Below are 14781 nucleotides of genomic sequence, written 5' to 3'. Positions count from 1 at the left end.
TTTTAACGCACTTCGTGCCCTTTGCCGTCTAACCACCTTCGCAAGCCCCGCAGTCCTTGCCCCTCGGTCGTTAAGTTAGCCGCATCAGAAGTCATTCTTGGCTCTCAGGAGTACATCATGGCATTTGATCTCATCACCGTTTCAGACCGTCGCCACTCAACCCTGCAAAAGGGTTTCAATCTGCGCTGGCCCTTGGGCAATGTGCAGGGCCAGTCTTCGCCCAATGGCGCCAACCTGATTTACCTTTGCCGCAGCCCGCAAGACATCATGGACGCCGCCGCCCAGGCATTGGCCCTGCCCAATGGGCGCATCACCGTACGCAGCGGCGGTCATTGCTACGAAGGGTTTGTCGCCAACAAGATGCCCGACAGCCCGGATGAGGTGCTGTCGATCCTGGATATCAGCGCGCTGAACCGAGTGGTCTACGATGCCAGTGGCCAGATCGGTTCCGAGCTGAGCCGCACGCAGCCTTTTCGCTACCGCTTTCGCCTGGAGGCCGGCGGCCAGAACTGGGACGCCTATGGCGCGTTGTACAAGCTGGCCAACAAAACCTTGCCCGGCGGCTCATGCTATAGCGTGGGCCTGGGCGGACACATTTGCGGTGGCGGCTATGGGCTGCTGTCGCGCAAGTATGGACTGGTGTGTGACTGGCTCAGCGGGGTCGACATCCTGGTGCCTGACAGCCAAGGCAAAGGGCTCGAACCGCGCCATGTCAGCAGGGACAGCACCCAACAGGACGAATTGGACCTGTTCGCCGCGTGCTGCGGTGCGGGGGGTGGTCAATTTGGCATTATCACCAGCTATTACTTCAAGGACCTGCCTCCGGCCCCCAAAGAAGTACTGTGGCTGGTGTTGGAATGGGATTGGTCAGTACTGACCCAGGATGCACTAAACAATCTGCTGGTGGCTTACCAGCTATGGTTCGCCAGTCATCAGAGCAACCCGGACACCTGGGGCCTGGCGACCAAACTGGAAATGCGCCACGAGCACACAGGCAATATCACCTTGGGCATCCATTATGTGGACAAGGAGGGTGAGCTGAACGACCTCGCGCCCTTCGATGATTTTGTCGACAAGATGCTCACGGCCATCGGCTTACCTGCCACCGAGTCGCTGGTGCCGTTTCATGTGGTCCATTTGCCGCCTGGCACAGCCGGCGGGCGCCCCATCGACTCAGTCTCATCCGCCCAGGCTGCAGCGCGGCGCCTGGATTGGCTGGTGTGCCAGCAAACCTTGAATGGTTCGGGAGACAATCAGCGTGGGCGCTATAAGTCGGCCTATCAGAAAGGTGAGTTCAGCCCCCAAGTGCTACAGGCCATCTGGACTACCCTGACCTGGCCGGACCCTGACAACCACCTGACACAAAGCCTGATCCAGATTCAGTCCTTCGGCGGCCAGATCAACGCCGCCAGCGCGCCCGTGCGCAAGGAGTCGTCGGCCGCCCAGCGTTCGTCCTTCCTCAAGTGGCAACCCCAGTGTTACTGGCACGGCGACAGCGCGGCCGCGGATCAAGCCCATGCCGACTGGATCCGAGGGCTGTACGTCAATGCGTTTGCCGATGCGCAAGGCGTACCGCTCAACAATGCGTTCGAAGGCTGCTACATCAATTACCCCGACCTCGACATGACCTACACAGGCGGTAATCCGGCCAACGGCAAAAACCCCCAGTGGTACAAAATCTTCTTTCCCGATCTGATGATCGAAAGCCGCTTGCGCCGTACCAAGCAGCGCTGGGACCCGCACAATATATTTCGCAACGAGATGTCGGTGCCGTAGAACGAAAAAAGGGCGACCCGAAGGTCGCCCTCTTTACAGTTCTATCCGCTCGACTTTGCCGACCAGCAATATGTAGGAAAGCGCGCCAAGCAGCGCCAGGACCGCAATGTAGGTAATGGCCGGCGCAAATGACGAGCCACTGGCCAGAAAGCCAATCACGATAGGCGTGGCAATTGCCGCCAGGTTGCCGATGAAGTTGAACACCCCGCCGGTCAGCCCCAGCAGACGGGCAGGCGCCAGGGTCGACACCAACGACCAGGTGATCGACGCCAGGCCATTGCCGAAAAACGCCACCGCCAGAAACGCGATAACCCACCCCGTCGAGTCCACATAGTTGGCCCCGATGATCGCCGTGGAAATCAGCAGCCCGCTGATGATGGGCAACTTGCGCGCAAAGCCCACCGACGCCCCACGACGAATCAGCCAATCGGAAAACACCCCCGAACACAGCACGCCCACAAACGCGGCCAGGAACGGCAAGGAGGCCAGCAAGCCAGACTGGATAAAGTCCATGCCGCGATATTTCACCAGGTACGTCGGGAACCAGGTCAGGAAGAACCACAGCGTGGAGTTCAGGCAAAACTGGCCCAGGTAGATGCCCCACAGCTTGCGTTTGCTCAGCACGATGCCGAGGTCGGTCCAGCTGAAGGGTGCCTTGACGGTTTTAGCCTGCATGTCCACCAGCCCGCCACCGTCGCGGATCAGTTGGATTTCGGCTTCGTTGGCGCCTTTGAAATCTTTGGGCTCGCGGTACACCGCGTACCAGATCGCGGCCCACAGGATGCCGACGCCACCGGTCACCACAAACACCATGTGCCAGCCGTACTGGTGCTGCAGCCACGCCAGCACCGGGGTGAGGAAGGCCAGGCCGACGAATTGCCCGGAGGTATAGACGCCGATAGCCGTGGCGCGCTCGCGCTCGGGAAACCAAGTGGTGACCACACGGCTGTTGATGGGATAGGCCGGCGCCTCCAACGCGCCCACGGCCATGCGCAGCACGAACAGCGCGATAAAGCTGGCGGCGAAACCGAGCATCACGGTGGCAATCGACCACAGCAGCAGGGCGGCCGTGTAGAGAATGCGCGGCGGCACCCGGTCTACCAGCCAGCCACCCGGGATTTGCATGGCGGCGTAGGTCCAACCGAAGGCAGAGAAAATCAGCCCGACTTGCACCGGGTCGATCCCCAGCTCGCTGGTCAGCGCGGGCGCGGCAATCGACAGGTTGCTACGGTCGAGGTAGTTGATGACCACGGTGATGAACAGCAGCACCATGATGAAAAAGCGCTTTCTGCTAGGCGTGACTAAAGAAGCCTGCCCGGTGAGGGATTCAGGGTGCATGGGGGTGCCTCTTTTTATATTTGTTGAGGAAGGAACGCGCTCAATGTGGGAGCTGGCTTGCCTGCGATGGCGGCATGAATGGCACCACTGCAGTGACTGACCCACCGCCATCGCAGGCAAGCCAGCTCCCACATTTTTTAGCGCGTTTCAATCAGGTGGAAATCACCACTCGGCAAAACTGCCATCGGCATGGCGCCAGATCGGGTTGCGCCAGCGATGGCCGATGGCCGCGCGCTCAACCACATACTCCTCGTTGATCTCAATGCCCAGACCCGGGCCGTTGGGGATTTTCACAAAGCCCTGGTTATAGTCGAACACGCCCGGATCTCGCACGTAGTCGAGCAAATCGTTGCTTTCATTGTAGTGAATGCCCAGGCTCTGCTCCTGGATAAACGCGTTGTAGCAAACCGCATCCAGTTGCAGGCATGCCGCCAAGGCAATCGGGCCCAGCGGGCAGTGCAGGGCCAAGGCCACGTCGTAGGCTTCGGCCATGTTGGCGATCTTGCGGGTTTCGGTGATACCACCCGCGTGGGAGGCGTCCGGCTGGATGATGTCGACGTAGCCTTCGCTGAGCACCCGCTTGAAATCCCAGCGCGAGAACAGGCGCTCGCCCAGGGCTATCGGCGTACTGGTCAGCGGGGCCAGTTCTTTGAGCGCCTCGTAGTTTTCGCTGAGCACCGGCTCTTCAATGAACATCAGTTTGTACGGGTCGAGCTCTTTCATCAGCACCTTGGCCATCGGCTTGTGCACGCGGCCATGGAAGTCGACGCCGATACCCACGTTAGGGCCGACCGCATCGCGCACGGCAGCGACGTTGGCCAGGGCCAGGTCGACTTTTTCGAAGCTGTCGACAAACTGCAATTCTTCGGTGCCATTCATCTTCACGGCTGTGAAGCCACGGGCCACCGCCTCTTTGGCGGCACGGGCAGTATCGGCGGGGCGGTCACCGCCGATCCATGAGTACACGCGGATTTTGTCACGCACCTGGCCGCCCAGCAGATCGCTGACCGATACACCGAGGGCCTTGCCCTTGATGTCCCACAACGCCTGGTCGATGCCGGCGAGGGCGCTCATGTGCACCGCGCCGCCTCGGTAGAAGCCACCGCGATAGAGCACGGTCCAGATATCTTCGATATTGCGAGGGTCTTTGCCGATCAGGTAGTCGGACAGTTCTTCGACGGCGGCGGCCACCGTGTGAGCGCGGCCCTCGACCACAGGCTCACCCCAGCCGGTCACACCCTGGTCGGTTTCGACCTTGAGGAAGCACCAGCGCGGCGGAACGATAAAGGTCGTCAGTTTGGTGATTTTCATCTCTTGTCTCTCTTATAGATGCAGCGCCTGTGGGCGCGGAATATGCTCTCAGCTCAGGGCTTTCCAGGCGGCGACATAAGCCTGGGCACGGCTCGCAACCTGATCCACTGTCATGCCCGGCTTGAACAGTCCGGAACCCAATCCGAAGCCCTTGGCGCCGACGTCGGTAAACACCTGCATGTTGTCCGGGGTAATGCCGCCCACCGGCAGCAGCAACGTGCCCGCCGGCAATACCGCCAGCCATGCCTTGATCACTGAAGGGCCCATCTGCTCGGCCGGGAACAGCTTCAACACATCGGCGCCTTCGGCCAGTGCGGCAAAGGCTTCGGTAGGCGTGGCTACCCCAGGCGACAAGTACAGGCCCGCCGCTTTGGCGGCACGCAGCACCTTGGCATCGCTGTGGGGCATGACGATCACCTGGCCTCCGGCCGCCTTGACCTGTTCGACCTGCTCAGGCGTCAACACCGTGCCGGCACCGATCAGGCAATCGGCGGGCAAGCTGTCGCGCAGGGTGCGAATGCTGGCGTAAGGGTCTGGCGAGTTGAGCGGCACTTCGATCACGCGAAAACCCGCGTCGTACAGCACCTGGCCGACCGCCTGGGCTTCGTCGGGGCGTAGGCCGCGCAGGATGGCGATCAAACCGTTTTGTGCGAGTGCTTGCTTGAGCATGTCAGGCCTCCAGTACAGGTCGAATGAGCCCGGCGGCTTGCGCCAGTTGCCACAGGCCACGCTCGGTGGCTTCTTGCTCCAGGCTGACGTGGGCAAATCCGCAAAGGGCGAGGGCGCGTTGATAGCGGGCGCAAAGTGCAGCAGCGCCGACCAGGATGATCGGCTGATGTTTGGCCGAGTCTGGCAAGCCGGCGAGCTCATGTCCGATGAGCAGGCCAGATAGGTAATCGGGTTGCTGGTCGGGCGCCAGCTGCGCCGTGAGCCCAAGGGTACGGGCACTGAACAGAGTCGAAAGCACGCCACGCTGGCCATCGTTGGACAGTGCCACGCGCACGCCTTGATCAAACGCCTCGGCCTGGAACTGCTCGCTCGCTTGTTGGGTACGCCCCAGGATGCTGTGCTTGCTCAACACCGCAAACACTTCGCCAGTCATGAAGGTATCGAAATGGGTAATGCGGCCTTCCACCACCTCGACCCACTTGGAATGGCTGCCGGGCAGGCCGATCAACACCTGGGGCCCAAGCCCTTGCAGTACGCCGAGCACTTGGGTTTCTTCGCCACGCATGACATTGGGCAGACCCACTTGCTCGATCACCCCCGGCACGATATGCACCTGCACCCCACGCAGGCTGCGTATGCCATGCAATGCCTGGCCGAGACTGGCGACATCCACGGGCGTGCTGCGATAGGCCGCCTCGCTCCAACCCTGTGCGCTGCCGACCATGCCGCAAGCGATCACCGGTAGCCCGGGCTGGGCATCAAGCCAATCGCCACAGGCGCTATCGAACGCCAGCTCAAAGCCGTCAGTGCATAGCACACCGGCTATTTCCCGGGGCTCTGTGGGCAAATGCATGATGCCCCAGGCTTGCGAGCGCTGTTCCAGCACAACGCCCGCGGGGCCGAGTTTGTAAGCACGAAGGGAGCTGGTCCCCCAATCGAGCGCGATCAATTGCGCCTGCATCGCTTCACCTGAAATGAGTGGGTGCTGAAAAAAGCAGATGGGCGAATATAAACCTAGGGGGCGCAATATCTCAATATATAAATATCAATCCCATATAATGAGACAAGACAAGATAAATCCTACAACTATTCTTGTTTTTACTTAGGGAAAGACACGGATTTATCGGGTAAGAAAGGTTAAAAAATCGACAAGTCCAGCTCGCGCATCGCGCCCATCCAGATGGCGTAATCGGTGTGGTCCTTGAGGTCGTCACCGGTTTCAGGGTGCAGGAACACCACCAGACCATTGCGATGCAGCGCCAGCCACGGCAACACCACACCGATATATTCCGGCTCGAACGCCAGCTGGCAACTCCAATCCGGGTGCGGGCCCACGGGCCGCTCGTGCACGCGGCCCATGCGCAGCGGGAACAACTTGGCGGCGTCTTCACAGAGCGTGCGCGCTTGCTCGATCGTGCTGGCGTCGAAGTAGATATGGGCGTGGTAGCCCTTGATACGTTGCATGACTGACTCCGGTTCCCCTGTGCGCCGATCCTAGACCGCAATCGACGGCAGGGCCAGCCCGGTCAAAGACTGCGCGCTGCTGGCCTGTTCCGCCACCAACCACTCGACAAAGCGGTCCACCAACTGCCCACGGCGTTTGCGCTGGGGCTGCACCACGTAATAGCCCAAGCGCGACGTCACTGTGGGGCTGATCGGCCGGCACAGCCAATTCTGCTCCAGCAGGTTATCCACCAGGTGGCGCCAGCCGATGGCGACGCCCTGGCCGGCAATCGCCGCCTGGATCAGCAAGGTGTAGTTGTCAAAGCGCAATTGCCCAGGGGTCGGCGCAGCCGTGATACCCAGTTCGCGGAACACGCCGTTCCAGTCAAACCACTGGCTGTTGTTTTCCTGGCGCAGGTGCAGCAACGGGCAGTCTTGCAAGGTCTGCACCGTCAGGGGCGCGACCTGCTCCTTGAGCCACTGTGGGCTGCACACCGGGAACACTTCCTCATTGAACAACCACAGGCTCTCGCCCTGCTTGAAACGGCCATCGCCGAACAGCACCGCCACATCAATATCGCTGCGCAGGGTGGCCGGGTTGCGCTCACTGGTGACCAGGCTGACATCCACCTGCGGGTTGGCCTGGTGAAAACGATGCAGGCGTGGCATCAGCCAATAGGCGGCGAAGGCAAAGTCGGTGGCGACTTGCAGCACTTCATGCTGGCTTTGTTGAGTGATGGCGCCGAGCCCCTGGTTGATGTTCTGCAAGCCGCCTTGCACATGCTCGAACAGCAGGGCACCGGCGTCGGTCAGTTCGATGCCGCGGTAAATGCGATCAAACAGGCGGATCGCCAGTTGCTCTTCAAGGCGTTTGATCTGCTGGCTGACCGCCGGTTGGGTGGTACCCAGCTCCATCGCGGCCGCAGTGAAACTGCGATGGCGCGCCGCCGCCTCAAAGGCGCGCAGCAAATCGAGAGAGAGGTCACCCAGCGCTTCATACATAAGCTCAACTTATCCTAGTCATTGCTTCGCATGGGCTTTACCCCATAATTCATGGACTGCATGCTCATTGGCATAAACACTGCCTATGGAATGCCGAGAAACCATGAAGCGCAAGAACATTCTTTTCATCATGGCCGATCAGATGGCCGCGCCGATGCTGCCGTTCTACGGGCCTTCCCCGATCAAGCTGCCCAACCTCAGCCGCCTGGCGGCACAAGGCGTGGTGTTCGACGCCGCCTATTGCAACAGCCCGCTGTGCGCACCGTCGCGCTTCACCTTGGTGAGTGGCCAATTGCCGAGCAAGATCGGCGCCTATGACAACGCCGCCGATTTCCCCGCCGATGTGCCAACCTATGCCCACTACTTGCGCCGCCTGGGCTACCGCACCGCACTGTCGGGCAAGATGCACTTCTGTGGCCCCGACCAGTTGCACGGCTATGAGGAACGCCTGACCAGCGACATCTACCCCGCCGACTATGGCTGGGCAGTGAACTGGGATGAGCCAGACGTACGCCCTACCTGGTATCACAACATGTCCTCGGTGCTGCAAGCCGGCCCGTGCGTGCGCACCAACCAGCTGGATTTCGACGAAGAGGTGGTGTTCAAGGCCCAGCAATATCTGTTCGACCATATCCGTGAGGAAGGTGACCAGCCATTTTGCCTGACGGTGTCGATGACCCATCCCCACGACCCTTACACCATTCCCAAGCCGTTCTGGGACTTGTACGCAGACACCGACATCCCAATGCCCGCGACGCCGCCCCAGGCCGACCTCGACCCGCATTCCCAGCGGCTGCTCAAGGTTTATGACTTGTGGGACAAACCGCTGCCTGTGGATAAGATCCGCGACGCCCGCCGCGCCTACTTCGGTGCCTGCAGCTACATCGACAGCAACGTCGGCAAGCTGCTGCAGACCCTGGAAGACACCGGCCTGGCCGACGACACCCTGATCATTTTCTCAGGCGACCACGGCGACATGCTTGGCGAGCGCGGCCTCTGGTACAAAATGCACTGGTTTGAAATGGCCGCCCGCGTGCCGCTGCTGATCAGTGCGCCGGGGCAGTTCGCCGCTGGCCGCGTCACCCAGGCCGTGTCGACCGCCGACTTGTTGCCCACCCTGGTGGAATTGGCCGGCGGGGAACTGGACCCGCACTTGCCGCTGGACGGCCGCTCACTGGTCCCGCACTTGCAGGGGCAGGGCGGGCATGACGAAGTGTTTGGCGAATACATGGCCGAAGGCACCGTCAGCCCATTGATGATGATTCGCCGGGGCGCCTACAAATTCATCTACAGCGAGGACGATCCTTGCCTATTGTTCGATGTTAACAACGACCCGAGCGAGCAGGAAAACCTCAGCCAGTCAGCTGAACATCGGCCATTGTTCGAGGCGTTCTTGCGTGAAGCGCGGGCTAAATGGGATATCCCGGCGATCCATCAACAGGTGCTCGCCAGCCAACGCCGTCGCCGCCTGGTGTTTGAAGCGCTGACCCATGGCAAGCTCAAGAGCTGGGATCACCAGCCACTGGTAGACGCCAGTCAGCAGTACATGCGCAACCATATCGACCTTGATGACCTGGAGCGCAAAGCACGTTTTCCACAACCCTGCCAAAACCAATAAGTAGACAGAGGGAAGGCCATGCAAAAGTTGACCGTGGTACTGAGTTTGGTGATGCTCAGCAGCGCCCAGGTGTACGCAGACACGCGCTGCGAAACGGTAAAGATGGCCGACCCAGGCTGGAGCGATATTGCCGCCACCAACGCTATCACCAGTTTCTTGCTGACGGGCATGGGCTATCAACCCAAGGTCGACACCCTGGCGGTGCCGATCATCTTCGGCGGGCTCAAGGACGGCCAGATGGATGTCTTCCTCGGCAACTGGATGCCGGCTCAGCAAGGCTTCTACGACAAGTTCGTGGCCAACGGCGATGTGGTGCAACTGGCGAAGAACCTGGAGGGCACCGAGTTCACCCTCGCCGTGCCGGACTATGTGTGGGACGCCGGGGTGCATGACTTCGCCGACCTGAACACATTTGCCGACAAGTTCGACAAGAAGATCTACGGCATCGGCTCCGGCGCGCCGGCCAATATCTCGTTGCAAGAAATCATCAAAAAGAATGATTTCAACCTGGGGCAGTGGAAGCTGATCGAGTCCAGCGAACAGGCGATGCTCGCAGAGGTCTCGCGAGCGGTGAAGAAACAGCGTTTCATCACCTTTCTCGGCTGGACCCCGCACCCGATGAACGTGCAACTGAAAATGCGCTACCTCAAGGGCGGCGAGCAGTACTTTGGTGCCACCGGCAGCGTCTATACCTTGACCCGCAAGGGTTACGCACAAGCGTGCCCCAATATCGGAAAACTGCTGACCAACCTGAGTTTTACCCAGGCCATGGAGAACAGCATCATGGCTGACGTGGCCAACAACAAGGTCAGCAATGCGCAGGCGGCGAAGGCGTGGATCAAGGCCAACCCGGCGGTGCTGGACCAGTGGCTGGAGGGCGTGAAAGCCCTGGATGGCCAGGAGGCGTTGCCGGCGGTAAAAGCCAAACTCTGATGCTTGCCGGCGACCCTGTGGGAGCTGGCTTGCCTGCGATAGCGTCACCCCGGTATGCCTGTCACACCGAGGCGCCAGCATCGCAGGCAAGCCAGCTCCCACACGTACCCATGCATTGATACTCTTGCCAAAACCCTTTACCCGAGCCTGCGATGCCCCGGCCCAACCGCCATACACTTTTGCCCTTCCTGCGCTGGCTGCCGCGCCAAACCCGCGCCAGCGTCGGCCGGGATGCCATCGTCGGCCTCAGCGGCGCGGTGCTTGCGCTGCCGCAGTCGATTGCCTACGCACTGATCGCCGGTCTCCCACCCGAATACGGGCTCTACGCCGCCATCATCCCGGTATTGATCGCTTGCCTGTGGGGCTCGTCCTGGCACCTGATCTGCGGGCCCACGGCCGCCATCTCCATCGTGCTTTACGCCAGCATCAGCCCATTGGCCGTGCCAGGTTCACAGGACTACATCACCCTCATCCTGTTACTGACCTTCCTCGCCGGGGTGTTCCAGTGGTTGCTCGGCCTGCTGCGCTTCGGCGCGTTGGTGAACTTTGTCTCCCATTCGGTGGTGCTGGGATTCACCCTGGGCGCCGCCGTAGTGATCGCCTTGGGGCAACTGCCCAACCTGCTCGGCTTGGATTTACCGAGCCAGGCCACGGCTATCAATGGCCTGCTGGCGCTGATCGACCATCGTGGCGAGTGGGACCACGCGTCCCTGGCCTTGGGGCTGGGTACGTTGCTGGCAGGTATGCTGCTCAAGTACCTGGTACCACGCTGGCCGACACTGTTGATCGCCTTGGTGTTGGGCAGCGTGGCGGCATGGCTGTGGCCGGCGATGTTCGGGCATGTGGCACGGGTCAGTTCGTTTATTGGCAAACTACCGCCGTTCAGCCCGTTGCCAATGGATCTGGATCTGGTGCTGCGCCTGCTGCCCAGTGCCGTGGCGGTGGGGATGTTGGGGTTGGTGACCAGCCTGTCGATTGCCCGTTCGCTGTCCGCCCGCTCGCAACAACTGCTCGACGCCAACCAGGAAGTACGCGCCCAGGGTTTATCCAACATCGTGGGCGGATTTTTTTCCGGCTACTTGTCAGCCGGATCGTTCACCCGCTCGGGTCTCAGTTATGAGGCGGGTGCCTGTTCGCCATTGGCGGGGGTGTTTTCGGCCCTGTGGGTGGCGCTATTCGCGTTATTTGGCGCAGCGTTGATTGCGCATATTCCGATCCCGAGCATGGCGGCGAGCATCCTGCTGATCTGCTGGGGCCTGGTGGACCACCGCGGCATTCGTGCGCTGTTCCGGGTCAGCCGCGCCGAATTTGTGGTGATGAGCCTGACCTGTGTCGCCACCTTGTTGTTGGAGCTGCAAACGGCGATCTATGCCGGGGTACTGGCGTCGCTGTTTTTCTACCTCAAGCGCACCTCGCAGCCACGGGTGCAACACTGGCGCGACGGTGAAGCGGATGTGTTGCGGGTGGGCGGCTCGATCTTTTTTGGCGCCAGCCATTACCTGCAAGTGCGCCTGCAACGTCTGCAGGGTGAGCGGGTGGTGATCGAGGCGCAGCAGATCAACTTTATCGACTATTCCGGGGTGGAGATGCTGCACCAGGAGGCGCGGCGGTTGGCGGGGTTGGGCCGTAGCTTGACGTTGCGTGGGGCCAGGCCGCAGGTGGTTGAGGAGTTAATGAAGCTGGAGGGGCCGGATAACTGCCCCCTCCATTTCGAAGACTAAACCCGATCAACTGTGGGATCAGGCCAATTGCCGGCGCAGTTCGGCCAGTACGGGCACCGAATCCGGACGCACACCGCGCCACAGCAAGAAGGCTTCCGCCGCTTGTTCCACCAGCATGCCCAAGCCATCCATCGCCACCGCCGCGCCTTGCTCGCTCGCCCAGCGGCAGAATGCGGTGGGTTCCTTGGCGTACATCATGTCGTAGCAGAAGGTCTTGCCCGGCTCGATCAGGCTGCCGGCAATCGGCGGTACATCGCCTGACAGGCTGGCCGACGTGGCATTGATGATCACGTCCACCGGCTCACGCAACCAGTCGAAACCACTGGCAGACACCGGGCCCAGGTCATCGAACAGCTCAGCCAGTCGCTCGGCCTTTTCCACGGTACGGTTGGCGATGATCAACGACGAGGGTTGCTGCGCCAGCAATGGCTCCAGCGCACCGCGCACCGCGCCACCGGCGCCCAATAACAGGATGCGTTTGCCTTGCAGGCTCAGCCCGGCATTGACCGTCAAGTCGCGCACCAGGCCCGCGCCGTCTGTGTTGTCGCCCAACAACGTGCCGTCAGCCAATTTGCTCAAAGTGTTCACGGCGCCGGCGCGCTGGGCCCGTTCGGTCAGGGTATTGGCCAAACGATAGGCCTCTTCCTTGAACGGCACGGTCACGTTGGCGCCACGGCCCTGTTGGAAAAACTCACGGGCACAAGCGGTGAAGTCCTCCAACGGCGCGAGCATCGTGCTGTAGTCCAGTTGCTCGCCGGTCTGGGCGGCGAACAGACGGTGAATCAACGGCGACTTGCTGTGGCCGATGGGGTTACCGAACACGACATAACGGTCCATCACACCGCCGCCTTGGGCGCGGCAACGCCGAGCCAGTCACGGTCTTGCAGGAAGTAGTCGGTGAGGCGCGCCTCTTCGCTGCCGGCTTCGGCCTTCCAGTCGTAGCTCCAGCGTACCTGAGGTGGCAGCGACATCAGGATCGACTCCGTACGCCCGCCCGATTGCAGGCCGAACAGGGTGCCACGGTCATAGACCAGGTTGAACTCAACGTAGCGGCCCCGGCGGAACTCCTGGAACTGGCGTTGTTGCTCGGTGTACGCCATGGCCTTGCGACGCTGCACAATTGGCAGGTAGGCATCGATGTAGGCATCGCCGATGGCGCGGATGAAGGCGAAGCAGGTGTCAAAGCCCCACTCGTTCAAGTCATCGAAGAACAGCCCACCGATACCACGGGGCTCGTTGCGGTGCTTGATGTGGAAGTAGGTGTCACACCAGGCCTTGTAGCGGGGGTACACGTCCGGGCCAAACGGTGCACAGGCCTGCTCGGCCACGCGGTGCCAATGAATACAGTCTTCTTCATTGCCGTAATACGGGGTGAGATCGAAGCCACCACCGAACCACCACACCGGTTCTTCGCCTTCTTTTTCAGCGATGAAAAACCGCACATTGGCGTGGGAAGTCGGTACATGCGGGTTATGCGGATGGATCACCAGCGACACACCCAGGGCCTCAAACCCACGGCCCGCCAGTTCAGGGCGATGGGCACTGGCAGACGGTGGCAAACCGCTGCCGAACACGTGGGAAAAGTTGACACCGCCTTTTTCGATAACCGCACCGTTTTCCATCACTCGGGTACGACCGCCACCGCCGGCTGGCCGGGTCCAGGCGTCTTCGATAAAGCGAGTGTCCGTCTCGAAGGTTTCCAGGGCGCTGCAAATGCGGTCTTGCAGGTCAAGCAGGTAGGCTTTAACGGCCTCGGTGCGGGTAGTCATGGCATCACCTTGAATCGGGCAAAGCTACGCGAGGCCCATGGGGCGTCGGCGGCAAATGGGCGCACAGGATACCACTGCGCCTACATGCCACTGCACTTAGGTGCGCAGCAGTTGACGAGGATCAAGCTTAGGAGTCCGATAGGGGGCTACGCAGATTCGAACCCAAGGAGAAGTGCAGATGGCCAAACGTATCCAGTTCAGCGCCCATGGCGGCCCCGAAGTACTTGAATATGTGGACTACACGCCAGCGGAGCCTGGCCCACAGCAGGTTCGGGTACGCAACGAGGCCATCGGCCTGAACTTCATCGACACCTACTTCCGCAGTGGCCTCTACGCGCCGCCCGCCCTGCCATCGGGCCTGGGTGCGGAAGGCGCTGGCGTGGTGGACGCGGTGGGCAGTGAAGTCAGCCAATTCAAAGTTGGCGACCGCGTGGCCTACGGCAGCGGCCCGCTGGGTGCCTACAGCGAGCTGCATGTGTTGCCTGCCGCCAACCTGGTGCACCTGCCGGATGAGATCAGCTTCGAACAGGCCGCCGGTGCCATGCTCAAAGGCCTGACCGTGCAATACCTGTTGCGCCAGACCTATGAGCTCAAAGGCGGTGAAACCATTTTGTTCCACGCCGCTGCGGGTGGCGTGGGTTCCCTGGCGTGCCAATGGGCCAAGTCCCTGGGGGTGAAGTTGATCGGCACGGTCAGTTCCCCGGAAAAAGCCGCCCTGGCCAAATCACTCGGCGCCTGGGAAACCATCGACTACAGCAAGGAAGATGTCGCACAACGCGTACTGGAATTGACTGACGGCAAGAAGTGCCCGGTGGTGTACGACGGCGTCGGCAAGGATACCTGGCTGACCTCACTGGATAGTGTGGCGCCGCGGGGTTTGGTGGTGAGCTTCGGCAACGCATCGGGTGCGGTGGATGGGGTGAACCTGGGGATTCTGTCGGCGAAGGGTTCGCTGTACGTAACCCGGCCAACGTTGGCGACCTACGCCAACAATGCTGCAAACTTGCAGGCGATGGCGGACGATCTGTTTTCGATGATCAAGAGCGGCAAGGTGCGCATTGATATCAACCAGCGCTACCCGCTGGCGGAGGCGGCCAAAGCGCAGACGGAGTTGTCGGGGCGGCGCACGACTGGCTCAACCATCCTGCTGCCTTAAGGGCCTCATCGCAGGCAAGCCAGCTCCCACATTTGACGGCGAACA

The 14781-nt window shown here is 61.1% G+C and carries 13 protein-coding genes; 5 read left to right on the top strand and 8 right to left on the bottom strand.

What is annotated here, in order from left to right; genetic code table 11:
* The first annotated feature begins 117 nt into the window (after nt 1-117).
* On the top strand, nt 118-1776 hold the full coding sequence (locus tag CLM72_RS00165) for a BBE domain-containing protein (protein ID WP_105225277.1): 1659 nt from the start codon (nt 118-120) through the stop codon (nt 1774-1776).
* Nucleotides 1777-1809: 33 nt separating this feature from the next.
* Here CLM72_RS00165 and CLM72_RS00160 read toward each other — a convergent pair whose 3' ends face one another.
* The 6 genes from CLM72_RS00160 to CLM72_RS00135 all read right to left on the bottom strand — a co-directional run bounded on the left by CLM72_RS00160 (nt 1810) and on the right by CLM72_RS00135 (nt 7539).
* The gene (locus CLM72_RS00160; RefSeq protein ID WP_032894350.1) at nt 1810-3114 is read right to left on the bottom strand and encodes an MFS transporter; all 1305 of its coding nucleotides are present in this window, start codon (nt 3112-3114) and stop codon (nt 1810-1812) included.
* A gap of 162 nt (nt 3115-3276) precedes the next feature.
* A complete protein-coding gene (gene dgoD, locus CLM72_RS00155; protein WP_105225276.1) occupies nt 3277-4425 on the bottom strand; it encodes a galactonate dehydratase in 1149 nt (382 codons plus the stop codon).
* Nucleotides 4426-4473: 48 nt separating this feature from the next.
* Nucleotides 4474-5094: a 2-dehydro-3-deoxy-6-phosphogalactonate aldolase gene (locus tag CLM72_RS00150; RefSeq protein ID WP_105225275.1), complete on the bottom strand. Its 621-nt coding sequence runs from the start codon at nt 5092-5094 to the stop codon at nt 4474-4476.
* Between the two features lies 1 nt (nt 5095).
* Nucleotides 5096-6055, bottom strand: coding sequence for a 2-dehydro-3-deoxygalactonokinase (locus CLM72_RS00145; RefSeq protein WP_105225274.1), 960 nt, complete (start codon nt 6053-6055; stop codon nt 5096-5098).
* Nucleotides 6056-6231: 176 nt separating this feature from the next.
* Nucleotides 6232-6558: a DOPA 4,5-dioxygenase family protein gene (locus CLM72_RS00140; protein ID WP_014716300.1), complete on the bottom strand. Its 327-nt coding sequence runs from the start codon at nt 6556-6558 to the stop codon at nt 6232-6234.
* Between the two features lie 30 nt (nt 6559-6588).
* Nucleotides 6589-7539: a LysR family transcriptional regulator gene (locus CLM72_RS00135; RefSeq protein ID WP_105225273.1), complete on the bottom strand. Its 951-nt coding sequence runs from the start codon at nt 7537-7539 to the stop codon at nt 6589-6591.
* Nucleotides 7540-7642: 103 nt separating this feature from the next.
* Between CLM72_RS00135 and betC the strand changes: the two genes are divergently transcribed.
* From betC to CLM72_RS00120, 3 genes are all read left to right on the top strand, one after another.
* Complete coding sequence (betC, locus tag CLM72_RS00130) at nt 7643-9157, top strand: choline-sulfatase (protein ID WP_105225272.1); 1515 nt, start codon at nt 7643-7645, stop codon at nt 9155-9157.
* A gap of 18 nt (nt 9158-9175) precedes the next feature.
* Nucleotides 9176-10090 carry a choline ABC transporter substrate-binding protein gene (choX, locus tag CLM72_RS00125; protein WP_105225271.1) on the top strand — a complete coding sequence of 305 codons (915 nt, stop codon included), beginning with the start codon at nt 9176-9178 and terminating at the stop codon, nt 10088-10090.
* 152 nt (nt 10091-10242) lie between these two features.
* Complete coding sequence (locus CLM72_RS00120) at nt 10243-11811, top strand: SulP family inorganic anion transporter (RefSeq protein ID WP_105225270.1); 1569 nt, start codon at nt 10243-10245, stop codon at nt 11809-11811.
* An 18-nt stretch (nt 11812-11829) separates the two neighbouring features.
* Here the strand turns inward: CLM72_RS00120 and aroE are convergent, their stop codons facing one another.
* On the bottom strand, nt 11830-12648 hold the full coding sequence (gene aroE / locus CLM72_RS00115) for a shikimate dehydrogenase (RefSeq protein ID WP_105225269.1): 819 nt from the start codon (nt 12646-12648) through the stop codon (nt 11830-11832).
* Nucleotides 12648-13580, bottom strand: coding sequence for an oxygen-dependent coproporphyrinogen oxidase (gene hemF / locus CLM72_RS00110; protein WP_105225268.1), 933 nt, complete (start codon nt 13578-13580; stop codon nt 12648-12650). The genes aroE and hemF overlap by 1 nt, the downstream gene beginning before the upstream one ends.
* Nucleotides 13581-13758: 178 nt before the next feature.
* Here hemF and CLM72_RS00105 point away from each other — a divergent pair, with 178 nt between their 5' ends.
* The gene (locus CLM72_RS00105; RefSeq protein WP_105225267.1) at nt 13759-14736 is read left to right on the top strand and encodes a quinone oxidoreductase; all 978 of its coding nucleotides are present in this window, start codon (nt 13759-13761) and stop codon (nt 14734-14736) included.
* Nucleotides 14737-14781 lie beyond the last annotated feature (45 nt).

Origin of the sequence: Pseudomonas sp. MYb193, assembly GCF_002966775.1 — a bacterium.
GTDB classification, from domain to species: domain Bacteria; phylum Pseudomonadota; class Gammaproteobacteria; order Pseudomonadales; family Pseudomonadaceae; genus Aquipseudomonas; species Aquipseudomonas paracarnis.
This window is presented reverse-complemented; position numbering and strand designations above follow the sequence as displayed.

What these genes read in the sequence shown, in the direction of transcription:
- CLM72_RS00165 (WP_105225277.1), top strand. Translation starts at nt 118, where the DNA reads ATGGCATTTGATCTCATCACCGTTTCAGACCGTCGCCACTCAACCCTG.
- CLM72_RS00160 (WP_032894350.1), bottom strand. Translation starts at nt 3,114, where the DNA reads ATGCACCCTGAATCCCTCACCGGGCAGGCTTCTTTAGTCACGCCTAGC.
- dgoD (WP_105225276.1), bottom strand. Translation starts at nt 4,425, where the DNA reads ATGAAAATCACCAAACTGACGACCTTTATCGTTCCGCCGCGCTGGTGC.
- CLM72_RS00150 (WP_105225275.1), bottom strand. Translation starts at nt 5,094, where the DNA reads ATGCTCAAGCAAGCACTCGCACAAAACGGTTTGATCGCCATCCTGCGC.
- CLM72_RS00145 (WP_105225274.1), bottom strand. Translation starts at nt 6,055, where the DNA reads ATGCAGGCGCAATTGATCGCGCTCGATTGGGGGACCAGCTCCCTTCGT.
- CLM72_RS00140 (WP_014716300.1), bottom strand. Translation starts at nt 6,558, where the DNA reads ATGCAACGTATCAAGGGCTACCACGCCCATATCTACTTCGACGCCAGC.
- CLM72_RS00135 (WP_105225273.1), bottom strand. Translation starts at nt 7,539, where the DNA reads ATGTATGAAGCGCTGGGTGACCTCTCTCTCGATTTGCTGCGCGCCTTT.
- betC (WP_105225272.1), top strand. Translation starts at nt 7,643, where the DNA reads ATGAAGCGCAAGAACATTCTTTTCATCATGGCCGATCAGATGGCCGCG.
- choX (WP_105225271.1), top strand. Translation starts at nt 9,176, where the DNA reads ATGCAAAAGTTGACCGTGGTACTGAGTTTGGTGATGCTCAGCAGCGCC.
- CLM72_RS00120 (WP_105225270.1), top strand. Translation starts at nt 10,243, where the DNA reads ATGCCCCGGCCCAACCGCCATACACTTTTGCCCTTCCTGCGCTGGCTG.
- aroE (WP_105225269.1), bottom strand. Translation starts at nt 12,648, where the DNA reads ATGGACCGTTATGTCGTGTTCGGTAACCCCATCGGCCACAGCAAGTCG.
- hemF (WP_105225268.1), bottom strand. Translation starts at nt 13,580, where the DNA reads ATGACTACCCGCACCGAGGCCGTTAAAGCCTACCTGCTTGACCTGCAA.
- CLM72_RS00105 (WP_105225267.1), top strand. Translation starts at nt 13,759, where the DNA reads ATGGCCAAACGTATCCAGTTCAGCGCCCATGGCGGCCCCGAAGTACTT.